We start from the raw sequence: 23,957 nt of genomic DNA on the forward strand, positions 1-23,957 counted from the left end.
GAACAGAATCGGAGGCCGCCCTTCCCCGGCACGGTGCGGGGCGGGCGGACTACTCCGGTGACCCTGCCGGTCGCGTCGCCCGGGGGCGTAGGGCGAGATGGGCCGCGGTGGCGGTGGTGGTCGTGGCGAGGAGCACGCAGGCCGCGCTGGCCATGGCCATCGCCTGCCACGGCAGGTGGACCGGGACCGGCGCCGACAGGGTGTGCAGCGCTGCCCACATCGCCGCCAGATCGAGTACGGCCACCAGCAGACCGAGCACCGCCCCGACCGTGACCGCGGTCAGAGCCTCGGCGGCGACCAGCCGCAGCACCTGCCACCGGGTGGCCCCGGCCAGCCGCAGGATCGCGAACTCGCGGACCCGTTCGGAGGTGGCCATCACCATGGTGTTGACCAAGGAGATGGCGGTGTAGAGGAGCCCGATGCCGAGGACCAGGAGGAGACCGAGGCGGGTGGTGCGGTCGGTCCGCGGGGCGGTCGCCGCGATCCACCCGGCCGCGGTGCGCACCCGGCCGCCGTCCGCCGCCACCGCCGTGCGCAGCCCGGCCGCCACGGCGCCCGGGTCCGCGCCGTCCCGTACCGCGACGTCGACCCGGTCGACGTCCGCGCCGGCGGCGTTGGCCGGTGTGATGTACACACCGTTGTCGCCGGTGCCCGTGCGCAGCACGGCGGCGATGCGCAGGGTCCGCCGGGTGCCGTCGCCGAGCCACACCCGCACCCGCCGGCCGACGGTGTGCTGCGCCCACTCCTCGTTCACGATGATCGAGCCGTCGTCGAGGTCGGCGGTCCGGCCGGCGGCGAGCGGAAGGCGGCTGGTGGCGGCCAGCGCCCCGGGACCGGCGGCCCGGGCCTCGGACCTGACCAGGGAGACCCCGTCCTCCAGGACGTACACGGCGCTCGACGCGGTCGCCGACACCTCGGCACCGGGCACGCCGCGAAGCGCCGTGAGCGTCGGCGCGTCGAACCCGCCCGCCGCGGGTGTGACCACGAAGTCTGCGGTGGTGCGGGCGCGGGACTCGGCGGTCCTGGCCGCGTTCAGGGTCGCGGTGGCGCCGAGCAGCGAACCCGCGAGGGCCACGGTGACCAGCACGGGTGCCGCGACGGCCGCCGTACGGTGGACCGCGGCCGCCGCGTTCTCGCGCACCAGTGTCCCGACGGCGCCCGGGAGCCGGGACGGGGCCCAGGTGAGCAGCCGGACCAGCGGGCGGACCAGGACGGGGGCGAGCAGGGCCACCGCCGTGATCAGCAGCATGGGGCGGCTCACATACGACTTGCGATGCAGCAGGTCGCCGGGGTCACCGACGGCGAGCAGGACCGCCGCGGCCAGCAGCAGACCCACGCCGAACACCCGGCGCCCGGGCGGCATCGCCCTGTTGTCGACGGCTGCCGCGCGCAGCGCCTCCGTCGGCCCTGTCCGCCCCGCCCGCCGGGACGCGGCGAGCACTCCGCCGAGGGCGACCAGCACTCCCGTCGAAAAAGCGGCGACGTAGGGCCAGGTGTGGTCGCCGATCCGGAACCAGGCCGGGGCGAGGTTCTCGGCGACCGTCCAGCGGACGAGGTGGGGGGCGCCGTAGCGGCCGAGCACACAGCCCGCCGCCGAGGCGACCACCCCGACCAGCAGGGCCTCGGCGGCCACCGTCCGGCGGACCTGACCAGGCGTCGCCCCGGCGGTGCGCAGCAGACCGAACTCGCGGCGGCGCTGGGCGACCGCGAACGCGAACGTCGACGCCACCACGAACACCGAGACGAAGGCGGTGACCCCGCCGGCCGTGCCGAACAGGGCGTTCAGCGCGGTCAGCGCCGCGCGGTCCCGGTCGGGGTCCGGGTCGGCGTAGCGGCGGTCGTCCCCGGTGAGGACGTGCACGCCGGGGGTGCCCTCGACCGCCTCGCGGACGGCCGCGGGGGCTGCGTCCACGACCGCCTGGACGCTGCGGGGCGCCAGTCGGGCGGCGCGGTCATCGGTGTAGAAGACGGCGTGCTCGAAACCGCGGTCGGTGACCGTGCCGACGACGGTGACGTCGCCGTGATCCGTGCGCAGGAGTCGGCCGGGCTGTGTCCACGTGCCGCTGACGACCACTTCGCCGGCGGTGCGGGGGGCCCGTCCGGAGGTGATCCGGTACGGCGCGAACGCCGCGACCGACCACGGGTGACCGACGAGGTCGCCGGGGGCGTCCGGCGTCGCCCGCACGGCGAAGGTGCGGTCCGGGACGACCCTGCCGAGTTTCCGCAACCCGTCGACCACGGCGGGAGGTACGGCACGGGGGACGGCCAGCTTCTGGGTGCGGTCGCCGATCGGGGTGGCCACGCGCAGGGTGTCGGTGCCCCTGACGACGACCGGGGCCGCGGCGAACCGTTCCGGCGCACGCCGCGGCGCGTCCCCGGTGGCGGCGAGCGCCAGGCCCGTCGTGGTGAGCGCTCCGACGCCGAGACAGAGCGCGACGAAACTCCCGACGAAGCCGATCCAGCGGGCCCGCACGGTGCACAGGGCGACGCTCAGCATGACGGGGCCTTCGGGACGGGGGTGCGGGTGAGGGCCGACGTGGGGGCGCGCTTCGTCATGTGGGTGGCGATGGTGTCGGCGTCCGCGCCCGTGAGTTCGCCGCTGAGGCGGCCGTCGGACAGGAAGACCACGCGGTCGGCGTGGGCCGCTGCGACCGGGTCGTGGGTGACCATGACGATCGTCCGGCCCTCTTGGTCGGTCATGGCGCGCAGCAGCGCCAGCACCTCACGGCCGGTCCGCAGGTCGAGGGCGCCGGTCGGCTCGTCGCCGAACAGCACCTCGGGGCGCATGATCAGGGCTCTCGCGAGCGCCACCCGCTGCTGTTGACCGCCGGACAGTTCGGCCGGCCGGTGCCGGGCGCGGTCGCCGAGGCCGACCTGCCGGAGCACCTCGCGCACCCGGGCCCTGGGCACCCGCCTGCCCGCCAGCCGCAGCGGCAGCGCCACGTTCTGCTCGGCGGTCAGCGACGGCAGCAGGTTGAACGCCTGGAACACGAACCCGACGCGCTCACGGCGCAGCCGGGTCAGCCCGGTCTCGCTCAGCCCGGTCAGCTCGGTCCCGCCCAGCACGACCGACCCTGAGGTGGGCCGTTCGAGGCCCGCCGCGCACTGCAACAGCGTCGACTTGCCGGACCCGGACGGTCCCATGACGGCCGTGAAGGTGCCCCTTGGAAAGTCCAGGGAGACCCGGTCGAGCGCGGTGACGGCGCTGTCACCGGAGCCATGACGGCGGCTGACCGAGCGCAGGTTGATGGCGTCCACAGGTCCTCGCATGTCGTGTGTCGTTCCTCGGCGAACTCCACGAAACAGTCCGGGGACGGGGCGGCACACTGCGGCAGGACGGAGAACCAGGGTAGGGCCAGGCATACCCCCGGGACGGTGGCCGGACGGATGGCCGGGCCCCGGGGCCGCCGCCTACGGTGGCCCCCATGCAGCCCCCTCCGGCCCCTGCGCCCTCCCCGACCTGCGCGCCCTGTCCGGCCCCGGCCCCCGTGCGCAGCGTCTGGCAGGCCATGGCGGGGCCCGGTTTCCTGATCTCCCCCTGGCCCTGGCGGGCCGCCGCCTACCTCTCGACCGGCGCGGTGACCGGCGCCGTACTCCTCGTGGGGCTGGTCGGCGCGGTCACGGCGGGCGGCGTGCTCGCCGTCGTGTTCGTCGGGCTGCCGCTGCTGCTCCTCACGGCGCTCGCGGGTCTTCCGGTGGCCTGGCTGGAACGGCACCGGCTGCGCCTGGTCGACCGCGAGCGGGTGTACGACCCGCATGTGCCGCCCGCCGCCGCCGGACTGCGGGCGTGGCTCGCGACCCGGCTGGGGGAGCGGGCGACCTGGCGCGAACTCGGTCACGCGTTGCTGTTCGCGGGACTGTTGTGGCCGGTGGACGCGCTCGCCGTGACCCTCGCCCTGCTCTGCCCGCTGGCCCTGCTGGCGACTCCGCTGCTGCTGGCGACGGCCGGTGGCGGCCGGGAGACGAAGGTGCTGAAGGTGTGGACGGTCACCGGCTGGCCGGCCGCCTTCGGGGCCGCGGTGGCCGGAGTGTGCCTGCTGGCCCTCGGCGGCTACGCGCTGGGCGTGGTGGCGGGCGCACGGGCCGGGCTGACCCGGCTGCTGGTCGCACCGCGCGAGCCGGAGTCGGGCGCCCGGGTGGCGGAACTCGTCCGATCCCGGGCCAGGTTGGTGGACGCCTTCGAGGCGGAGCGGCGGCGCATCGAGCGCGATCTGCACGACGGGGCACAACAACGGCTGGTCGCCCTGTCGATGACGCTCGGCCTGGCCCGGCTGGACGCCCCGCCGGGTCCGCTCGCCGACCGACTCGGCAAGGCGCAGCGGGAGGCGGAGGAGGCGCTCGCCGAACTGCGCGGCATCGTCCACGACATCCACCCCAAGGTGCTCGCCGACCACGGTCTGGAGGCCGCGGTCGCCGACGCCGCGGACCGTACGGCCGTCCCCGTGGACGTCGGCTTCCGGCTCCCGGTGCGGCTGCCGCGGTCCGTGGAGGCGGCCGCGTACTTCGTGGTGCGCGAGGCGCTCGCCAACGTCGACCGGCACAGTGGCGCGGGCCGCGCGGAGGTGACCGGCGGCCACCGGGACGGCCGGCTGCTCCTGGAAGTGCGCGACGACGGCCGGGGCGGTGCGGACGCCTCGGCGGGCAGCGGGCTCACCGGACTCGCGGACCGGGTGTCGGTGCTGGATGGCAGACTCTTCCTGTCCAGTCCGCCGGGCGGACCGACCCTGCTGCGTGTGGAGTTGCCGTGCAGTCCTTGCGAACCGACCGGGGGCTGCGCGTAGTCCTGGCCGAGGACAGCGTCCTGCTGCGTGAGGGGCTCGTGGGGCTGCTGGGCCGCTGTGGTCATCAGGTGGTCGCGGCCGTGGGGGACGCCGGGACGCTGGAGGCGGCCGTCGGGGAGCACGCGCCCGACGTCGTCGTGACGGACGTACGGATGCCGCCGGGCTTCCAGGACGAGGGGCTGCGCGCCGCGGTGCGGCTGCGCGCGGACCGGCCGACACTGCCGATCCTGGTGCTCAGCCAGTACGTGCAGCGCAGTTACGCCGCGGAACTCCTCGACTCCGGGGACGGCACGGGCGTCGGGTACCTGCTGAAGGACCGGGTGGGGCGGGTGGCGGAGTTCGTCGAGGCGTTGTGCGAGGTGGCCGCCGGGGGGACGGTGGTCGACCCCGAGGTCGTACGACAGCTGCTGCGTCGGCGGAGGGACCCGCTGGAGCGGTTGTCGCCGCGAGAGCGGGAGGTGCTGGCGCTGGTGGCCGAGGGGAAGTCGAACGGGGCGATCGCCAGGGAACTGGTCGTCTCCGAGGCGGCGGTCGGCAAGCACATCGGGGGGATTCTCACGAAGCTCGACCTGCCGCCGGCGCAGGAGACGCACCGGCGGGTGCTGGCGGTGCTGGCGTATCTGAGGGCGTGAGTGCGAGCGGCGCTCACCTCGGTGCCCTGCGCGCCCGGCCCCGCGCCTGCCTGCGGGGGCGCGGAGTTGTCCACAGGGTCTGACGGGTTCCGACGGTCGCCTGTACCGTCTGCACGAGTTGATGTTCGAGCAGGTGCCGATCGGCGCACGGGGGAGGCGGTCGACGTGACCGGACGGGAAGAGCTGACGACGGTCGGGACACGCGTGCTGCCCTCGCCGAAGGGCTTCGCGCAGTGGCCGCCGAAGGGCTCACCCAAGGCGGAGGGCAAGGCGTTGCGTACGGCGGTGCCGCGCGCCGCGCACGCCGCCCTGGACCTGGACGGCTCCCGGCCCGACGCGGTGAGCGCGGTCGAGGAGTCCAACCGGGACCGCATCCCGGAGCTGGTCCCGATAAGGGTCGGCAGGATGACGGCGTCCCCGTTCGCGTTCCTGCGCGGCTCGGCCGGGCTGATGGCGCACGACCTGGCCCGCACCCCGATGACCAGGATCGCCACCCAGATCTGCGGCGACGCCCACGCGGCCAACTTCGGTCTGTACGGCGACCCGCGAGGCGATCTCGTCATCGACCTGAACGACTTCGACGAGACGGTGCTCGGCCCCTGGGAGTGGGACCTCAAGCGGCTCGCCGCCTCCCTGGTGCTGGCCGGCCGGGAGGCGGGCGCCGACGAGGACATGTGCCGCAAGGCGGCGGGCGACGCGGCAGGCGCCTACCGCCGCACCATGCGTCTGCTGGCGAAGCTCCCGGTGCTGGACGCCTGGAACGCCATCGCGGACGAGGAACTGGTCTCGCACTCCGACGCCCACGACATGCTCGGCACCCTGCGCCGGGTCTCGGAGAAGGCCCGCGCCAACACCAGCGGCCGGTTCGCGGCCCGTGCCACCGAGCCCACCGAGGACGGCGGCCGCCGCTTCGTGGACGCCGCGCCGGTACTGCGCCGGGTCGGTGACGCGGAGGCCGCGGCCGTCACCGCGGCCCTGGAGCACTACGTCGGCACGCTCTCCGAGGACCGGCACCCGCTGCTCGCCCGGCACACCCCGCACGACGTCGCCTTCCGGATCGTGGGCACCGGCAGCGTCGGCACCCGGTCCTACGTCGTCCTCCTCCTCGACCACCGCGGCGAGCCGCTGATCCTCCAGGTCAAGGAGGCCCGTCCGTCCGCGCTCGTACCGCATCTCGCCACGGCCGGGTTCGAGGCGCCGGCCGTCGAGCACGAGGGGCGCCGGGTGGTCCTCGGCCAGAAGCGGATGCAGGTGGTCAGCGACATCCTGCTCGGCTGGACGACGGTGGCGGGGCGCCCCTTCCAGGTCCGGCAGTTCCGCAACCGCAAGGGCAGCGTCGACCCGGCCGCCCTGTCCCCCGACCAGATCGACGACTACGGCCGGATGACCGGCGCCCTGCTGGCCCGCGCCCACTCGCACAGCGCGGACCCGCGCCTGATCGCCGGGTACTGCGGCAAGAGCGAGGAACTGGACGAGGCGATCGCCGCCTTCGCGGTCACCTACGCCGACCTGACGGAGGCGGACCACGAGCACCTGGCGGCCGCGGTGCGGGCGGGACGGATCGCGGCGGAGCCGGGCGTGTGAACCGCGGGGGCGGGACGCGGGGACACCGAGAGGCAGGGACGGGGTGTGCCCCGACGGCCGCGCCCCACGCGCCGGCCTGCCGCCCCGGCACCCTGGTCGTGGCCCGCGCGGACCTGGTCGCCGAGTGGGTCCCGGCCACCGCCGGCGGCGACAGGCCCTAGTCTGGTCGGGTGACGACCCCGGAAGCTGAGCAGTCCCAGGCACCGCGGCCCGAGGAACGCCTGGAGCGGGCCGTGCGGGCCGCCGAGCAGGCCTTGATCGAGTACGAGATCGCGGTCGAGACCTTCCGTGTCGAGGTCGAGAACTTCTCCCGCCTGCACGAGCAGAAACTCGGCCCGCTCTACCTGCGCCTCGAAGAACTGGACGCACGGATCGCGGAGGCCAAGGCCGCCCGCACCGGCGACCCCGAGGACGTCCGCGCCGCCGAGGAGGCCCGCGCCCGGGTCATGCCGATCCCCGGCGTCGAGGAACTGCTGCACGGCTGGATGGACGGCGACGGCCTGTTCCCGGAGGCCGTCTCGATGCTCACCGAGCAGGAGGTGCGGCCTCCGCAGCGGGTGCGGCCCAGCGAGGAGGCCCGCAGGCTCTACCGCGAGCTGGCCCGCAAGGCCCACCCCGACCTGGCGCAGGAGCCGGCCGAGCAGGAGCGCCGCGAGGAGTTCCTCAGCCGGGTCAACGCGGCTTACGCCCGGGGTGACGAGGCCCTGCTGCGCGAGCTGGCCGAGGAGTGGGCGGCCGGTCCGGTCCCGCCGGAGCGCCGGCCCAGCCGCGCGGAGGAGCTGTACGCCCGCCTGGAATGGCTCTCCCAGCGCAAGGAACTGCTCGGCCTGGTCGCCAAGGAACTGGAGGACGGACCCATCGCCGGTCTGCTCCGGCTGGCCCCCGACGACCCGGACAGCCTCCTCGACGAGATCGGCGAGCGGCTCCGCAAGGACGTGGCCGAGCGCGAGGCCGAGCTGGCCACGCTGCTCGCGCAGGAGTAGCGGCCGGGCACGGGAGCAGTGGCCGGGCGCGGGAGCAGTGGCCGGGCGGGGGCGGCGGTCGGGTAGCGTCGGGGACATGAACTTCGCAGCGCGTGTGCCCACGGTCGGGGTCTCGGACCTCAAGGACGGCGACTTCCTGCTGGACGTCCGCGAGGACGACGAGTGGCAGGCCGGCCACGCCGCGGGCGCCCTGCACATCCCGATCAGCGAGTTCGTGGCCCGCTACGGCGAGCTGACCGAGGCCGCCCCGCAGGACGGCCGCGTCCACGTCATCTGCCGCTCCGGCGGCCGCTCCGCCCAGGTCACGATGTACCTGGTCCAGCAGGGCGTCGACGCGGTGAACGTGGACGGCGGCATGCAGGTGTGGCAGGCGGCCGGCCGGAAGGTCGTGACGGACACGGGCGAAGAGGGTTTCGTCCTCTAGCGCTCGTCCTCTGGCGCTCGGGCGCTGGCGTTCGGGTCCTGGCGTTCGGGTCCTGGCGTTCGGGTCCTGGCACTCGGGTTCTGGCGCTCGGGCGCTGGCGTTCGGGTCCTGGCACTCGGGTTCTGGCGCTCGGGCGCTGGCGTTCGGGTCCTGGCACTCGGGTTCTGGCGCTCGGGCGCTGGCGCTCGGGTCCTGGCACTCGGGTTCTGGCGTTCGGGGCCAGCGTGGTCCGCGAGGCGCCGTCGGACTGCCGCTAACCCAGTGGGTGCGCGGCCAGCAGGTCCCCCAACGCCTCCTCATGGGCCCCCGCGCCCCCGAGCGCCAGCTCGAGCTGCTTCGCCCAGGCGTGGTACCGGTGCAGCACGTACTCGGTGTCGGCGCCGAAGCCTCCGTGCAGGTGCTGCGCGGTCCCCACCACGCGCCGCACCCCCTCCGCCGCCCAGATCTTCGCCACGGCCACATCCCCGGCCAGGGGCAGGGTCCCGGCCGCCCCCGACGCGATCCGCCACGCCGCCTGCCACAGCGTCGCCTCCATCGCGCGCAGGTCGATGTACCGGTCGGCGGCCTGCACGGCCACCGCCTGGAACGTGGCGATCGGATGCCCGAACTGCTCCCGCTTGCCGGTGTACTCGCTGGTCAGCCGCAGCACCCGGTCACCCACCCCGAGCGCCAGCGCGCAGGTCCCGGTCACGAGCAGCTCCCGCAGCCACTCCCAGGCCCCCGGCTGCTCCAGCACCTCCCGGCCGGCGACCCGCACCGACTCCAGCCGGAGCTCGCCGAGCCGTTCCCCGCTGGTCGACACCTGCTCGGCGAGCGTGACCCCGTCCGCGCCGGGCGCCACCAGCGCCAGCACGCTCCGGTCGGTGCCGGTGTGCGCGGGGACGACGACGAGATCGGCGTCGTACGCCCACGGCACCGATGTCTGCACCCCGTCCAGCACCCACTCGGCGCCGTCCCGCCGTGCGGTCACCGCCAGTTCGGCCGCGTCGTGCCCGGTGCGTCCGCTCGCGGCGACGGTCAGCACCGGCTCGCCCCGTCCTGCACGTGGCAGCAGCCGCCCTCTCAACTCCTCGTCCCCATAGGCTTGTACGGTCGCCAGGGCCGCGCTGTGTTCCAGCAACGGCACCCGTGCCAGCACCTTCGCCGACTCCCGCAGCACCAGGCACAGCGCGATGGCGTCCAGGCCGGCCCCGCCGTACTCCGCGCCGGGCAGCAGGCTCAGCAGATCCGCGGCCGCCAGCCTGTCCCACAGTTCCCGGTCGAAGCCCTCGGCCACGGCACCGGTGGTCAGCGCAGGGCTCGGCACCGCGTCCGGTGCCACCCCGGCGAACACCCCGCGTGCCGCCTCGGCCGCCGCCAACTGCTCCTCGGTGAAGGTGAAGTCCACGGTCCTGTCCTCCCGGCGGTGTGCTGAACTGACGGTCCGTCAAGATAGAACAGGTTCTAGAAGAAGGGAACCGAAAACCCCCGCGACCTCCGGCGCGTCCCGTCGTACGCTGTCGGCCGCTGTCCGCCGACGGGGACGGACACACGAGGGAGGACGCCATGGGGATCCGAAGCCTGACCCGGACCGAGGCCGAGCACCGGGCCGCGCTGATCTCGGTCGACCGGTACGACGTGGACATCGACCTCACCGCGCTGCCCGGAGGACCGGAGTTCCGGGCTGTCTCCACCATCACGTTCACCTGCTCCGAGCCGGGCGCGGAGACCTTCGTCGACTGCGCGGCGGAGGTCCGCGCCGCCACCCTGAACGGCACCCCGCTCACCCCCTCCGGCGACGGCCGGATCCCGCTGCCCGGTCTCGCCGCGCACAACGTGCTGCGCGTCGAGAGCGTCCAGGTTGACACCGCCACCGGTGAGGGCGTGCACAAGGCGACCGACCCGGCCGACGGCGAGGTCTACGCCTGGACGAGCTTCGAACCCGACGAGGCCCGGTTCGCCTGGGCCTGCTTCGACCAGCCCGACCTCAAGGCCCCGCACGCCTTCACCGTCACCGCCCCGGCCGCCTGGACCGTGCTCAGCAACTCCGGCGGCCCGCGCGTCGAGGAGCAGGGCGCCGCCCGCCGCTGGGTCTTCCCCGACACCCCACCGCTGTCCACGTACAACACCGTCGTCAACGCGGGCCCCCTCCACGGGATCCGCCGCGAGGCGGATGGCCACGACCTCGGCATCTACGCCCGCCGTTCGCTCGCCGAGGTCCTCGAACGCGACGCCGACGAGATCTTCACCCTCACCCGGCAGGGCCTCGCCTTCTACGCCGAGGCCTTCGCGATGCCGTTCCCGCAGCGCACCTACAACCAGGTGTTCATGCCGGAGTTCGGCGGCGCGATGGAGAACTACGGCTGTGTGACCTGGTCGGACGGGTTCCTGCGACGGGCCGAGCCGACGCCCGCGGAGCGGGAGCTGCTCGCGGTCGTGCTGCTGCACGAGATGGCGCACATGTGGTTCGGCAACATCGTCACCATGCGCTGGTGGGACGACCTCTGGCTGAACGAGGCCTTCGCCGAGTTCGCCTGCCACTGGGCCGCCGAGGGCGCCACCCGCTACACCGACGCCTGGGCGGGCCACCTCGCCGGCGACAAGCTCAAGGCCTACCTCTCCGACCAGGGCCCGGTCTCGCACCCGATCCACCAGCCCATCCACGACGTCGCCCAGGCCGCGTCGATCTTCGACAACATCACCTACCCCAAGGGCGCCTCCGTCCTCCACCAGCTGATGACCTACGTCGGCGAGGACCGGTTCCGGGCCGGCATGGCGGCCTACTTCGCCCGGCACGCCTGGGGCACCACCACCCTCCAGGACCTGATCGACGCGCTCTCCGAGGCCGGCGGCCGCGACCTGACCGGGTGGCGGAAGGCCTGGCTGGAGACGGCCGGCACCGACCGCTTCACGCTGGAGCACGACGGCGACACCGTCACCCTGGTCGCCGACGGCACCCCCCGCCCCCAGATCCTCGCGGTCGGCGCGTACGACCGGCAGGGCGGGGCACTGAAGCGCACCTCGCTCGTCCGTGTCGAGGTCACCGACGCCCGCACCCCGGTCGCCGGTCTCCCCGCCGACGCCGACCTCCTCCTCGTCAACGACGACGACCTCACCTTCGCCACCGCCCGCCCGTCCGCCGCCACCCGCGACACCCTCTTCCAGGCCGCCGCCCTGTTGCCCACGCCCATCTCCCGGGGCGTGGCCGCCGCCACCGTCTGGGACATGCTGACGGCCGGTGAGGCCACCGCGGCCGAGGCCGGGCGCAGCCTCACCGCGGTCCTCGCGGCCGAGACCTCCGACGCGGTGATCGAACCCTGTCTCCACCTCGCCACCACCGTCGCCGAACTCTGGGCCCCGCCCGCCGAGCGCCCCGCCCTGAGCCGGGCGGTGGCCGCGGTCTGCCGACGGCTCGCGGCCGACCCGGGCCGCCGCCAGGTCGCCCTGCGCGGCCTCGCCCGCACCGCGGACGCCGAGCACCTGGCCTGGCTGCGCGACCAGGCCGGTGACGACGTCGACCTGCGCTGGCGCGCCCTGGTCCGGGAGGCCGAACTCGGCGGCGACACCTCCGCCGAGTCCGCCGCCCTGCTCGAACGCGACCCCGACCCCGAAGCCTGGGTCCGCGCCCTCACCGTCCGGGCGGCCGCCCCCGATCCCGCGGCGAAGGCCGAGGTCTGGCAGCGGCTGGCCGTGGACCGCGCGGTGCCCGTCCACGCGGTCTCCACGGTGGCGGCCGGTTTCTGGCGCCCTGGCCAGGATGCCCAGCTCGCCCCCTACGCCCAGCACTACCTCGACGCCGTCCCCGGCCTGGACCAGGGCGGCATGATTCCGGCGATGGTCTACGCATCCCAGCTCTTCCCCCTGTTCGCCGTCGACGGGGCCTACCTCGAGAAGGCCCAGCGGGCCGCCCGGCAGGTTGCCCCGGTGGTCCGCAACACCCTCCTGGAACGCGCGGACGCGGTCCGCCGGATGCTCCGGGCGCGGGCCGCCGCCGTCTGACGCCCGCGCCTGCCCATTCTCGACCGGAACGGCTTACGGCGGCGGGCCCTGTGGAAAACGTCCGCCGCGGCTTGTGGAAAACTCGCGTGAGCGATCCGGCCGACCCGACCGGACGCCGTTGACCTGCGGTTTCCTCGCCCGGAGTGCTCTACCGGGCCGTACCGGAGGGCCGGCGGCGCACCCCGGAGTGGCGACGACCACGTGCCCCGGCTCCCTCCCGGGGCTGCGCCCGGCGGCCGGTGCTGAGTACCGTTCCGTGCGAGTGCCGGGCGGTGGCACACGGGCGGTTGCGGACCGGCTGTCCGGACGATGAGGCGGGACCGGGAACGGGGCGGCATGGACGCGTACGACGAGGACTCGGACGCCCGACACGGGCCGGACGGTCCGCACGGGTCCGACGGTCCGCACGCGCCGGACGGTCCGTACGGGTCCGACGGTCCGCACGCGCCGGACGGTCCGTACGGTCCGTACGGGTCCGACGGTCCGTACAGATCCGACGGTCCCAGCCGATCCGATGCTCCGGGTGGAGCCGGTGCGGTGCGGGCCCGTGTCCCGGCCGGGCCCGGCGCCCCGGCGCCCGTCCCCGGCGGCTCCGCGCCCGTCCCCGGCGGCTCCGCGCCCGTCCCCGGCGGCTCCCTGCCCGTCCCCCGCTCCGGCGTCGCCGCCCTCTCCCCCCGCTACCAGGTCGGCGCGGCCCTCGCCGTGGCCCTGGTCGCGGTCACCGCCTGTGTGCACCTCGGGATGGTGTTCCTGAGCCTCGCGCCGGCGAACACGGTGACCAAGCGGCACGGCAAGGCGATCGAGGAATGGGTGTACCCCGAGTTCGAGCAGAACTGGAAGCTCTTCGCACCCAACCCGCTCCAGCAGAACATCGCCGTGCAGGTCCGAGCCGACGTGCTGATGCCCAACGGCACCACGACCACCACCGGCTGGAACGACCTGTCGGTGCAGGACGGCAAGGCGATCGACGGCAGCCTGCTGCCGAGCCACACCGTGCAGAACGAGCTGCGCCGCGCCTGGGACTTCTTCGTCACCACGCACGGCGCCGACAACAGCCCGATCGGCATCCGCGGCTCCCTGTCCGAGCAGTACCTGCGCCGGATCGTCGTGATGCGCATGTACGAGCAGGACGCGACCAGCAACAAGGGCACCATCCAGCGGGTGGAGGTGCGCTCCAGCACCACCAACGTGCCCCCGCCCAACTGGAGCGGGGAGAAGGTCTCGGACACCCCGGTCTACCGGGTGCTGCCCTGGTGGACGGTCACCGCCGACGAGGCGAACGGGGGTGTGCGGTGAGCCGTCTCGCCCTGTGCCTGTCCCGCGCCGTCGCCCGGGTGACCGAGTCGGCGCTCGGCCCGTACCAGACGGCCGTCGTCCGCATCGGCTTCGCCGCCACCTGGCTGCTGTTCCTGCTGCGCGAGTACCCGCACCGCCAGGAGCTGTACGGCCCCGACGGCCCCTGGAGCTTCGGCCTCGCCCAGCAGCTGACCGCCGACAACCACGCCTTCACGGCGCTGCTTGCCTCCGACGGCCAGGCCTTCTTCGAGGTCTTCTACTTCCTGGCGGTCCTCTCCAGCGCCCTGCTGCTGGTGGGCTGGCGCACCCGCGCCACCTCCGTGCTGTTCATGGTCGGCGTGCTGTCCCTCCAGAACCGCAGCGTCTTCATGGGCGACGGCGGCGACAACGTGCTGCACCTGATGTCCTTCTACCTGGTGTTCACCCGCTGCGGCCAGGTGTGGTCGCTGGACGCGCGCAGGGCGTCCAGGGCGGCCGGGTCATCCGTGCCGTCCGGGGCGACCGACCGGGTGGGGCCTGCCCTGTGGGCGGTCTCCGGTCTCGTGCTGGTCGCGGCGGCCCTCACCGGCCGCACCGGCGGCGGCTGGCTGGTCCCGGCCGTCATGTGGGCGACCTGGGCGGGCGCCGCCCTGTGGTGGGCGGTGGGCCGCTGGGCGCGCACCCCTGAGCCCCGGATCCTGCTGGACGTCGTGGCCAACGTCCTGCACAACGGCGCGCTCTTCGTGATCATGGCTGAGGCCTGCCTGATCTACGCCACCGCCGGCTGGTACAAGATCCAGGGCTCCCGCTGGCAGGACGGCACGGCCGTCTACTACCCGCTCCACCTGGACTACTTCTCCCCCTGGCCGGCCCTCGCCGACCTGCTGTCCGCCAACGGCACGATGGTGATGCTGGTGACGTACGGGACGGTGATCGTGCAGGTCGCCTTCCCGTTCACGCTGTTCAACCGGCGGGTCAAGAACGTGCTGCTGGCCGCGATGATGACCGAGCACGCGGTGATCGCGGTCGTCCTCGGGCTGCCGTTCTTCTCCCTCGCCATGATCGCGGCGGACTCGGTCTTCCTGCCCACGGCGTTCCTGGACCGCCTGGGCGACGGGGCCGGACGCGCGCGTGAGCGTGTCCTTCGTGTCCTGCGGCGCGGGGACCGGGCGTTGCCCGTGCCATGCTCCCCCGGGGCCGACGAACGGCCCGCGTAGGCTTCGGGGCATGACCGACCCCCTCGAGCACTGGGCACAGCCGGCCGGCTCGGCCGTCCTGCTGGACGGCTTCCACGCCCTCAAGCACGCCCTGCGCTTCGGTGCGCAGGTGCCGGTGGCGGTCACCACGGACCGGGCGGCGACCCTGGCCCTGGCCGGCGAACTGGCGCCGGACGTACGGGAGGCGCTGGACGCGCTGTTGACCGAGGTGAGTGCGGCGTCGTACGCCACCCTCGTCCAGCGCCCGCACCCCACGGGGGTGGCCGCCCTCGCCGTACGACCGTCCCGTGAGGCCAACCTGCGCACGCTGGCCCACACCCCGCGCACCGCACCGATCGTCGTCCTCGACGAACCCCGCAACCTCGGCAACGCGGGCGCGGTGATCCGCCTGGCGGCGGGCTTCGGGGCGACGGGAGTCATCACGACGGGCACGCTCGACCCCTGGCACCCGACGGTGGTGCGGGGTGGGGCGGGACTCCACTTCGCGACGGCGGTGGAGCGGACGGATGTGTCGGAGCTGCCGCACGGTCCGGTGTACGCCCTGGACCCGGAGGGTGAGGACATCCGCGGCACGAAGCTCCCGGACGACGCGGTCCTCGCCTTCGGCTCCGAACGAACGGGCCTGTCACCGGAGCTGCGCGCGCGTGCCGACCATCTCCTGCGGCTGCCGATGCGTCCCCAGGTGAGCAGCTACAACCTGGCGACGAGCGTGGCGATGACGCTGTACCACTGGAGCGCTCTGTAAGAGGAGCGGGGCTCTGCCGGATGTGCGGCTGCCGGCCGTGTGGGCGCGACCGGCCACGACGGCGCCGCCGACCGCCACCGCCGTGGCCGGGCACCGCCGTGGCGGTCGCATCCCGTCCGCTACGCCTCCCGGCGCACCTCGATCACGCGGAACCGGTTGGCCACGAACGCGCCGTCCGTCAGCGCCGCGTTCGCCGCCGCGTTGCCGCCCGACCCGTGGAAGTCGGAGAACGCCGCCGTCTGGTTGACGTACACCCCGCCGACCAGGTTCAGCGACAGCTGGGCCGCCTCCTCCAGGCAGACCTCCTCCACGGCGCTCTCCACGTCGGCGTCCACGGTGTACGCGCCGACCGTCATCGCGCCCTTCTCGTGCACCGTCCGCCGCAGCAGTTCCACCGCGTCGGCGGCCGAGTCGACGGCGACGGCGAAGGAGACCGGGCCGAAGCACTCGCTCATGTAGGCGGCCTCGTCGTCGGGCTTGGCCCCGTCCAGCTTGACGATCACCGGGGTGCGGACCACCGCGTCCGGGAACTCCGGGTTGGTGATCTCCCGGGAGGCGAGGGCGACCTCGCCGAGCCCGGCCGCGGCCTCCAGGCGGGCCTTGACGTCGGGGTTGACGATCGCCCCGAGCAGCGCGTTCGCACGGGCGTCGTCGCCGAGCAGGCCGTCGACCGCGCGGGCGAGGTCGGTGACCACCTCGTCGTACGTCTTCGGGCCCTCGTCGGTGCGGATGCCGTCGCGGGGGACCAGCAGGTTCTGCGGGGTGGTGCACATCTGGCCGCTGTAGAGGGAGAGCGAGAAGGCCAGGTTGGACAGCATGCCCTGGTAGTCGCCGGTGGACTCCACGAGGACCGAGTTGACGCCGGCCTTCTCGGTGTACACCTGGGCCTGCCGGGCGTTGGCCTCCAGCCAGTCGCCGAAGGAGGTGGAGCCCGTGTAGTCGATGATCTTGATTTCCGGGCGGGTGGCGAGCGTTTTGGCGATGCCCTCGCCGGGGCGTTCGGCGGTCAGCGCGACCAGGTTCGGGTCGAAGCCGGCCTCGGTGAGGACCTGGCGGGCGACCTGCACGGTGAGGGCGAGGGGCAGCACCGCGCGCGGGTGCGGTTTGACCAGGACCGCGTTGCCGGTGGCGAGGGAGGCGAACAGACCGGGGTAGCCGTTCCACGTCGGGAACGTGTTGCAGCCGATGACCAGGGCGATCCCGCGCGGGACCGGCTTGAAGGTCTTCGTGAGCGCGAGCGGGTCGCGCTTGCCCTGCGGCTTGCTCCACTCCGCCGTGTCGGGGGTGCGCACCTGCTCGGCGTACGCGTACGCCACCGCCTCCAGGCCGCGGTCCTGGGCGTGCGGGCCGCCCGCCTGGAACGCCATCATGAACGCCTGGCCGCTGGTGTGCATGACGGCGTGCGCGAACTCGTGCGTGCGGTCGCTGATCCGCTTGAGGATCTCCAGGCACACCACCGCACGCGCCTGCGCGCCCGCGTCGCGCCACGCCCGCTGTCCGGCCCGCATGGCCGGCAGCAGGGTGTCGACGTCGGCGTGCGGGTAGGTCACGCCCAGCTCGATGCCGTACGGGGAGACCTCGCCCCCGGTCCAGTCGTCGGTGCCGGGCTGGCCGAGGTCGATGCGGTTGCCGAGGAGGGCTTCGAAGGCGGCCTTGCCCGCCGCCGCGTCCAGGCTGCCGTGCTCCCCGTAGGCCTTGGGATGCTCGGGGTGGGGGGACCAGTACGCGCGCGTGCGGATCGCCTCCAGCGCCTGGTCAAGCGTGGGCCGGTGCTTGGCGATCAGTTCGTGCACGGTGAGTTCGGCGGTCATGCGGGACCAACTCCTCGTTCGATGAGCTCCCCTTCGAGCTCATGACCTGGGCAGAAACAGCCGGACAGGGCTAGAGTAACCGAACGATCGGTCGGGACAAGGGGGCCTGCCGCATCTGTGGAAAACCCCGTGCGGGAGGATCGCGCACATGACAGCACTCGACCTCAGCAGCACCGTGGGTGTCGTCGGCGGCGGCACCATGGGCCAGGGCATCGCCCAGGTCGCCCTCGTCGCCGGCCACCGGGTGCGGCTGTACGACGCGGTCCCGGGCCGGGCCGTCGAAGCGGCCGCGGCGATCGGTGCCCGCCTGGACCGGCTCGTCGAGCGGGACCGGATGACGGCGGCCGACCGGGACGCGGCCCGCGCGCGGCTGCTGCCCGAGGCGGAACTCACCGGGTTCGCCGACTGCGCCCTGGTCGTGGAGGCCGTCCTGGAGCGGCTGGAGGTCAAGCAGGAGCTGTTCCGGGACCTGGAGGGCATCGTCGCCGACGACTGTCTGCTCGCCACCAACACCTCCTCCCTGTCGGTGACGGCGATCGGCGGCGGCCTGCGCAGCGCCTCCCGCCTCGTCGGCCTGCACTTCTTCAACCCGGCCCCGCTGCTGCCGCTGGTCGAGGTGGTCTCCGGGTTCGCCACCGACGTCACGTCGGCCACGCGCGCGTACGAGACCGCCCGCTCCTGGGGCAAGACACCGGTCGCCTGCGCGGACACCCCGGGCTTCATCGTCAACCGGATCGCGCGGCCCTTCTACGCCGAGGCGTTCGCGGTCCACGAGGCGCAGGCCGCCGACCCGGCCACCATCGACGCGGTGCTGCGCGAGAGCGGCGGCTTCCGGATGGGCGCCTTCGAGCTGACCGACCTGATCGGCCAGGACGTCAACGAGTCCGTCACGCACTCCGTGTGGCAGGCCTTCTTCCAGGACGTCCGCTTCACCCCGTCGCTGGCACAGCGCCGGCTCGTGGAGTCCGGCCGGCTCGGCCGCAAGACCGGACACGGCTGGTACGACTACGAGAACGGCGCGGAGCGCCCCGAACCGCACACCGCCGAACCGGCCCAGCCGCCCGCCTACGTCGTCGCCGAGGGCACCCTCGGCCCGGCCGCCGACCTGCTCGCGATGATCCGCGAGGCCGGCATCCAGGTCCGCGAGGAGGACGAGGACCACGGCACCCGGCTGGTGCTGCCCAGCGGCGGCCAGCTGGCCCTCGCCGACGGCCAGACCTCGGTGGAGTTCCGGGACGTGGTCTACTTCGACCTCGCCCTCGACTACCGCCGCGCCACCCGGATCGCCCTGTCCGCCGGGCACGACACGCTGCCCCGGACGCTCACCGAGGCCGTCGGCCTCTTCCAGGCGCTCGGCAAGAAGGTCAGCGTCATCGGTGACGTCCCCGGCATGATCGTGGCCCGCACGGTCGCCCGGATCGTCGACCTCGCGCACGACGCCGTCGCCAAGGGCGTCGCCACCGAGGAGGACATCGACACCGCGATGCGCCTGGGCGTCAACTATCCGCTCGGCCCCTTCGAGTGGAGCCGCCGCCTCGGCCGCGACTTCGCCTACGACCTCCTCGACGACCTGCACCTGCGCGACCCGAGCGGACGCTACGCGCCCTCCCTCGCGCTCTACCGGCACGCCTACGCCACCGAGAAGCGGGAGGGCGCCTCGTGACCACCCCCAAGCGCGACACCTACACCCCCGACACCCTGCTCTCGGTGGCGGTCCAGGTCTTCAACGAGCGGGGCTACGACGGCACCTCCATGGAGCACCTCTCCAAGGCGGCCGGCATCTCCAAGTCGTCGATCTACCACCACGTCTCCGGCAAGGAGGAACTGCTGCGCCGGGCCGTCAGCCGCGCCCTGGACGGCCTCTTCGGGATCCTCGACGAGGAGCACGCGCGCGTGGGCGGCGCCGCCGACCGCCTGGAACACGTCGTACGGCGCATGGTCGAGGTGCTGATCGCCGAACTGCCCTATGTGACGCTGCTGCTGCGGGTGCGCGGCAACACCGGCACCGAGCGGTGGGCGCTGGAGCGGCGCCGCGACTTCGACCACCGGGTGGCCGACCTGCTGAAGGCGGCCGCCGCCGAGGGCGAGGTGCGCGGCGACGTCGAGGTGCGGCTCGCCACCCGGCTGGTCTTCGGCATGGTCAACTCGATCGTGGAGTGGTACCGCCCGGACGGGCACGGCGCGAGCGAGCGCGAGGTCGCCGACGCCGTCGTACGGCTGGCCTTCAGCGGGCTGCGCGCCCACTGACGCCGGCCGTCGTCAGTCGTCGTCCGGATCCAGGTCCTCCTCCTCGAACACCAGCAGCGTGCGGGTGCTGAGCACCTCGGGGATCGCCTGGAGCCGGGTCAGCACCAGCTCGCGCAACGCGCGGTTGTCGGACGTGTGCACCAGGAGCAGCACGTCGAAGTCCCCGCCCACCAGGGCGATGTGGGAGGCGCCGGGCAGTTGGCGCAGCTGCTCGCGGACCGTGCGCCAGCTGTTCTGGACGATCTTCAGCGTGATGTAGGCCGAGGTGCCCTGGCCCGCCCGCTCGTGGTCCACCCGGGCACCGAAACCACGGATCACCCCGTCCTCGATGAGACGGTTGATCCGTGCGTAGGCGTTGGCGCGCGAGACATGGACACGTTCCGCGACCGCCCGTATCGACGCCCGGCCGTCCGCCTGGAGGATCTGCAGGATGTCCTGATCGATGGCGTCCAACGGACGCGCGGGCGGCAGCGCGGCACGGTCCGGCGGTCCCTCGGCCATTTGTTCAGGTGCCATGTCCCCCCGCCTCCCTACCATGGACGTACTGCGTTCATTCCAGGCTGTGGAGAACCGTTTGTCCACAGCCTCGGGGGGCCTGTAGCCAAAATGTGTCGGCGACCGAACAATCGGTAGGTGGGACGGGTCACAGGCGATCCGTCTCCCGTACCCCCACGAGGAGGTGCCGTCATGACGGTCATGGAGCAGCGCGACGCCTACCGTCCGTCGCCGCCGCCCGCCTGGCAGCCCCGGACGGATCCGGCGCCGCTGCTGCCCGACGAGCGGCCGTACCGTGTCCTGGGCACCGAGTCGGCGGCCAAGGCCGACCCGGAGCTGCTGCGCCGGCTGTACACCCAGCTCGTACGCGGCCGCCGCTACAACGCGCAGGCCACCGCCCTCACCAAACAGGGCCGCCTCGCCGTCTACCCCTCCAGCACCGGCCAGGAGGCCTGCGAGATCGCCGCCGCGCTCGCCCTCCAGGAGCGTGACTGGCTCTTCCCCAGCTACCGCGACACCCTCGCGGTCGTCGCCCGGGGCGTGGACCCGGTCGAGGCGCTCACCCTGCTGCGCGGCGACTGGCACACCGGCTACGACCCGCACGCCCACCGCGTGGCCCCGCTCTCCACCCCGCTCGCCACCCAGCTCCCGCACGCCGTCGGCCTCGCCCACGCGGCCCGCCTCAAGGGCGACGACGTGGTGGCGCTCGCCATGGTCGGCGACGGCGGCACCAGCGAGGGCGACTTCCACGAGGCGCTGAACTTCGCGGCCGTCTGGCAGGCCCCGGTCGTCTTCCTGGTCCAGAACAACGGCTTCGCCATCTCCGTCCCGCTCGCCAAGCAGACCGCCGCCCCTTCCCTGGCCCACAAGGCCGTCGGCTACGGCATGCCGGGCCGCCTGGTCGACGGCAACGACGCGGCCGCCGTGCACGAGGTCCTCTCCGACGCCGTACGGCACGCACGCGAGGGCCGCGGACCCACTCTGGTCGAGGCGGTCACCTACCGGATCGACGCCCACACCAACGCCGACGACGCCACCCGCTACCGCGGCGACACCGAGGTCGACGCCTGGCGGGACCACGATCCGATCCTGCTCCTGGAGCGCGAGCTGACCGCTCGCGGACTGCTCGACGAGGACACTGTCCGCGACGCCCGCGAGGACGCCGAGGCGATGGCCGCCGACCTGCGCGAGCGCATGAACCGCGATCCGGAACTCGACCCCATGGACCTCTTCGACCAGGTGTACGCCGAGACCACCACGCAACTGCGCGAGCAGCGCGCCCTGCTGCGGGCCGAGCTGGAGGCCGAGCAGGACGACCACCGTGAAGGCGGCCACCGATGACGACCGTCGCCGTGAAACCCGCCACCATGGCGCAGGCCCTCGGCCGCGCCCTGCGGGACGCCATGGCCGCCGACCCGGCCGTGCACGTCATGGGTGAGGACGTCGGCACCCTCGGCGGCGTCTTCCGGGTCACCGACGGTCTCGCCGAGGAGTTCGGCGAGACCCGCTGCACCGACACCCCCCTCGCCGAGGCCGGCATCCTCGGCACCGCGGTCGGCATGGCCATGTACGGACTGCGCCCGGTCGTGGAGATGCAGTTCGACGCCTTCGCCTATCCCGCGTTCGAGCAACTGATGAGCCATGTCTCCCGGATGCGCAACCGCACCCGGGGCCGGCTGCCCCTCCCGATCACCGTCCGGATCCCGTACGGCGGCGGCATCGGCGGCGTCGAGCACCACAGCGACTCCTCCGAGGCCTACTACATGGCCACCCCCGGCCTGCACGTCGTCACCCCGGCCACCGTCGCCGACGCCTACGGACTGCTCCGGCAGGCCATCGCCTCCGACGACCCGGTCGTCTTCCTCGAACCCAAGAGGCTGTACTGGTCGAAGGACTCCTGGAACCCCGAGCACCCGGCGGACGTTGAACCCATCGGCCGCGCGGTGGTGCGCCGAACCGGGCGCAGCGCCACGCTCATCACCTACGGCCCGTCCGTACCGGTCTGCCTCGAAGCCGCCGAGGCCGCCCAGGCGGAGGGCTGGGACCTGGAAGTCGTCGACCTGCGCTCCCTGGTGCCGTTCGACGACGAGACGGTCTGCGCCTCCGTACGGCGCACCGGGCGCGCGGTCGTCGTACACGAGTCGGGCGGGTTCGGCGGGCCGGGCGGAGAGATCGCGGCACGTGTGACCGAGCGCTGCTTCCACCACCTGGAGGCGCCGGTGCTGCGCGTGGCCGGGTTCGACATCCCGTATCCGCCGCCGATGCTGGAGCGTCACCACCTGCCCGGCGTGGACCGCATCCTGGACGCGGTGGCGCGTCTGCAGTGGGAGGCCGAGGGCTGATGGCACAGGTGCTGGAGTTCAAACTGCCCGACCTCGGGGAGGGGCTCACCGAGGCGGTGATCGTCACCTGGCTGGTCCAGGTCGGCGAGGTGGTCGCGATCGACCAGCCGGTCGTCGAGGTCGAGACGGCCAAGGCGATGGTCGAGGTGCCCTGCCCGTACGGCGGTGTGGTCACCGCCCGCTTCGGTGAGGAGGGCACCGAACTGCCCGTCGGGGCACCGCTCCTGACGGTCGCGGTCGGCGGGGCCGCCACGCTCCCCGAGCCGGAGGGCTCCGGCAACGTCCTGGTGGGCTACGGCACGGGAACCCCTCCGGCCCGCCGCCGACGGGTGCGCACCGCGCCCCCCGGCCGTGCCGACGGCAGCACCACCGCCGACCTGGCGAACGGGAGCACGGCCGCCGCCCCGGCGAACGGGAGCACCGTCTCCGACCGGACACCGTCGACCGCCGGGGCCGGGACGGCCGACGCCCACGCGCGGGTGTCCGCACCGCCGTCCCCCCGCGGCACCGAGGGACCCGTCCCGGTGATCTCCCCGCTGGTCCGCCGTCTCGCCCGGGACAACAACCTGGATCTGCGCCGGCTGTCCGGCTCGGGCCCCGACGGACTGATCGTGCGCGCCGACGTCGAGGACGCCCTGCGGGTGGACGCGGCCCGCGCCGCCGCCCGCACCGCACCGCCGAAGCCGGCCGGCACCCGCACGCCCCTCAAGGGCATCCGGGGCGCGGTCGCCGACAAGCTGTCCCGCAGCCGCCGGGAGATCCCCGACGCGACCTGCTGGGTCGACGCCGACGCGACCGAGCTGATGCGCGCGCGGACCGCGATGAACGCGGCCGGGGGACCGAAGATCTCGCTGCTCGCGCTGCTCGCCCGGATCTGCACCGCGGCCCTGGCCCGCCACCCCGAGCTGAACTCCTGCGTCGACGTCGAGGCGCGCGAGATCGTCCAACTCGACCACGTCCACCTGGGGTTCGCCGCCCAGACCGGCCGGGGCCTGGTCGTCCCCGTCGTCCGGGACGCCCACGCCCGCGACGCCGAGTCCTTGACGGCGGAGTTCGCCCGCCTCACCGAGTCCGCCCACGCCGGAACCCTGACCCCGACGGAACTCACCGGCGGCACCTTCACGTTGAACAACTACGGCGTGTTCGGGGTCGACGGCTCCACTCCGATCATCAACCATCCCGAGGCGGCGATGCTGGGCGTGGGCCGCATCACGCCCAAGCCGTGGGTGCACGACGGAGAGCTGGCGGTCCGCGAGGTCGTCCAGCTGTCCCTCACCTTCGACCACCGAGTCTGCGACGGCGGCACAGCGGGCGGCTTCCTGCGCTACGTGGCGGACTGCGTGGAGAACCCGGCGGTCCTTCTCAGGACGCTCTGAGCGCGGCGCCCCGCCGGGGCGCATCACCTCCACCACCCCCCGTCTGTTCCCTGTGATCACACGGCCC

19 protein-coding genes are annotated in these 23,957 nt (G+C 73.7%); 14 read left to right on the forward strand and 5 right to left on the reverse strand.

Going from position 1 to position 23,957, the window contains the following annotated elements; all coding sequences use genetic code 11:
* Window positions 1-49 precede the first annotated feature (49 nt).
* Together AB0958_RS09315 and AB0958_RS09320 are read right to left on the reverse strand one after the other, a co-directional pair.
* Complete coding sequence (locus tag AB0958_RS09315; RefSeq protein WP_366889740.1) at window positions 50-2,497, reverse strand: FtsX-like permease family protein; 2,448 nt, start codon at window positions 2,495-2,497, stop codon at window positions 50-52.
* Window positions 2,491-3,270 (reverse strand): ABC transporter ATP-binding protein, encoded by a 780-nt coding sequence (locus AB0958_RS09320; protein WP_366889741.1) that lies wholly within the window; start codon window positions 3,268-3,270, stop codon window positions 2,491-2,493. The genes AB0958_RS09315 and AB0958_RS09320 overlap by 7 nt, the downstream gene beginning before the upstream one ends.
* Window positions 3,271-3,509: 239 nt before the next feature.
* Here AB0958_RS09320 and AB0958_RS09325 point away from each other — a divergent pair, with 239 nt between their 5' ends.
* The 5 genes from AB0958_RS09325 to AB0958_RS09345 all read left to right on the forward strand — a co-directional run bounded on the left by AB0958_RS09325 (window position 3,510) and on the right by AB0958_RS09345 (window position 8,404).
* Window positions 3,510-4,781: a sensor histidine kinase gene (locus AB0958_RS09325; RefSeq protein WP_366889774.1), complete on the forward strand. Its 1,272-nt coding sequence runs from the start codon at window positions 3,510-3,512 to the stop codon at window positions 4,779-4,781.
* The gene (locus tag AB0958_RS09330; protein ID WP_366889775.1) at window positions 4,754-5,413 is read left to right on the forward strand and encodes a response regulator transcription factor; all 660 of its coding nucleotides are present in this window, start codon (window positions 4,754-4,756) and stop codon (window positions 5,411-5,413) included. The genes AB0958_RS09325 and AB0958_RS09330 overlap by 28 nt, the downstream gene beginning before the upstream one ends.
* Window positions 5,414-5,578: 165 nt before the next feature.
* The gene (locus tag AB0958_RS09335) at window positions 5,579-6,997 is read left to right on the forward strand and encodes a DUF2252 domain-containing protein (protein ID WP_366889742.1); all 1,419 of its coding nucleotides are present in this window, start codon (window positions 5,579-5,581) and stop codon (window positions 6,995-6,997) included.
* Between the two features lie 170 nt (window positions 6,998-7,167).
* Window positions 7,168-7,980 carry a hypothetical protein gene (locus tag AB0958_RS09340; protein WP_366889743.1) on the forward strand — a complete coding sequence of 271 codons (813 nt, stop codon included), beginning with the start codon at window positions 7,168-7,170 and terminating at the stop codon, window positions 7,978-7,980.
* Between the two features lie 94 nt (window positions 7,981-8,074).
* Window positions 8,075-8,404, forward strand: coding sequence for a rhodanese-like domain-containing protein (locus AB0958_RS09345; protein ID WP_358972155.1), 330 nt, complete (start codon window positions 8,075-8,077; stop codon window positions 8,402-8,404).
* 253 nt (window positions 8,405-8,657) lie between these two features.
* Here AB0958_RS09345 and AB0958_RS09350 read toward each other — a convergent pair whose 3' ends face one another.
* Window positions 8,658-9,791 carry an acyl-CoA dehydrogenase family protein gene (locus tag AB0958_RS09350; RefSeq protein WP_366889744.1) on the reverse strand — a complete coding sequence of 378 codons (1,134 nt, stop codon included), beginning with the start codon at window positions 9,789-9,791 and terminating at the stop codon, window positions 8,658-8,660.
* Window positions 9,792-9,949: 158 nt separating this feature from the next.
* Here AB0958_RS09350 and pepN point away from each other — a divergent pair, with 158 nt between their 5' ends.
* The 4 genes from pepN to AB0958_RS09370 all read left to right on the forward strand — a co-directional run bounded on the left by pepN (window position 9,950) and on the right by AB0958_RS09370 (window position 15,619).
* Complete coding sequence (gene pepN / locus AB0958_RS09355) at window positions 9,950-12,382, forward strand: aminopeptidase N (RefSeq protein ID WP_366889745.1); 2,433 nt, start codon at window positions 9,950-9,952, stop codon at window positions 12,380-12,382.
* Between the two features lie 336 nt (window positions 12,383-12,718).
* Entirely contained in the window at window positions 12,719-13,678 is a 960-nt protein-coding gene (locus AB0958_RS09360; RefSeq protein ID WP_366889746.1) for a DUF5819 family protein, read from the forward strand.
* Window positions 13,675-14,874 carry an HTTM domain-containing protein gene (locus AB0958_RS09365; RefSeq protein WP_366889747.1) on the forward strand — a complete coding sequence of 400 codons (1,200 nt, stop codon included), beginning with the start codon at window positions 13,675-13,677 and terminating at the stop codon, window positions 14,872-14,874. The genes AB0958_RS09360 and AB0958_RS09365 overlap by 4 nt, the downstream gene beginning before the upstream one ends.
* A gap of 10 nt (window positions 14,875-14,884) precedes the next feature.
* Window positions 14,885-15,619, forward strand: coding sequence for a TrmH family RNA methyltransferase (locus AB0958_RS09370; protein ID WP_366889748.1), 735 nt, complete (start codon window positions 14,885-14,887; stop codon window positions 15,617-15,619).
* 119 nt (window positions 15,620-15,738) lie between these two features.
* Here AB0958_RS09370 and paaN read toward each other — a convergent pair whose 3' ends face one another.
* The gene (gene paaN, locus AB0958_RS09375) at window positions 15,739-17,430 is read right to left on the reverse strand and encodes a phenylacetic acid degradation protein PaaN (RefSeq protein WP_366889749.1); all 1,692 of its coding nucleotides are present in this window, start codon (window positions 17,428-17,430) and stop codon (window positions 15,739-15,741) included.
* A 148-nt stretch (window positions 17,431-17,578) separates the two neighbouring features.
* Between paaN and AB0958_RS09380 the strand changes: the two genes are divergently transcribed.
* Both AB0958_RS09380 and AB0958_RS09385 read left to right on the forward strand, forming a co-directional pair.
* On the forward strand, window positions 17,579-19,093 hold the full coding sequence (locus tag AB0958_RS09380) for a 3-hydroxyacyl-CoA dehydrogenase (protein WP_366889750.1): 1,515 nt from the start codon (window positions 17,579-17,581) through the stop codon (window positions 19,091-19,093).
* A complete protein-coding gene (locus tag AB0958_RS09385; RefSeq protein WP_366889751.1) occupies window positions 19,090-19,677 on the forward strand; it encodes a TetR/AcrR family transcriptional regulator in 588 nt (195 codons plus the stop codon). Before AB0958_RS09380 ends, AB0958_RS09385 begins: the two co-directional genes overlap by 4 nt.
* A gap of 12 nt (window positions 19,678-19,689) precedes the next feature.
* Here AB0958_RS09385 and AB0958_RS09390 read toward each other — a convergent pair whose 3' ends face one another.
* Window positions 19,690-20,178: an Lrp/AsnC family transcriptional regulator gene (locus AB0958_RS09390; protein ID WP_366889776.1), complete on the reverse strand. Its 489-nt coding sequence runs from the start codon at window positions 20,176-20,178 to the stop codon at window positions 19,690-19,692.
* Between the two features lie 186 nt (window positions 20,179-20,364).
* Here AB0958_RS09390 and pdhA point away from each other — a divergent pair, with 186 nt between their 5' ends.
* From pdhA to AB0958_RS09405, 3 genes are read left to right on the forward strand one after another with little or no spacing between them, the layout of a single operon-like run.
* Window positions 20,365-21,513, forward strand: a complete 1,149-nt coding sequence (gene pdhA / locus AB0958_RS09395; RefSeq protein WP_366889752.1) for a pyruvate dehydrogenase (acetyl-transferring) E1 component subunit alpha — start codon at window positions 20,365-20,367, stop codon at window positions 21,511-21,513.
* Complete coding sequence (locus AB0958_RS09400) at window positions 21,510-22,514, forward strand: alpha-ketoacid dehydrogenase subunit beta (protein WP_360514180.1); 1,005 nt, start codon at window positions 21,510-21,512, stop codon at window positions 22,512-22,514. Before pdhA ends, AB0958_RS09400 begins: the two co-directional genes overlap by 4 nt.
* On the forward strand, window positions 22,514-23,890 hold the full coding sequence (locus tag AB0958_RS09405) for a dihydrolipoamide acetyltransferase family protein (protein WP_366889753.1): 1,377 nt from the start codon (window positions 22,514-22,516) through the stop codon (window positions 23,888-23,890). Before AB0958_RS09400 ends, AB0958_RS09405 begins: the two co-directional genes overlap by 1 nt.
* The last annotated feature ends 67 nt before the right edge of the window (window positions 23,891-23,957 follow it).

Origin of the sequence: Streptomyces sp. NPDC006655 (assembly GCF_040703965.1) — a bacterium.
In the GTDB taxonomy this organism is placed as follows: Bacteria; Actinomycetota; Actinomycetes; order Streptomycetales; family Streptomycetaceae; genus Streptomyces.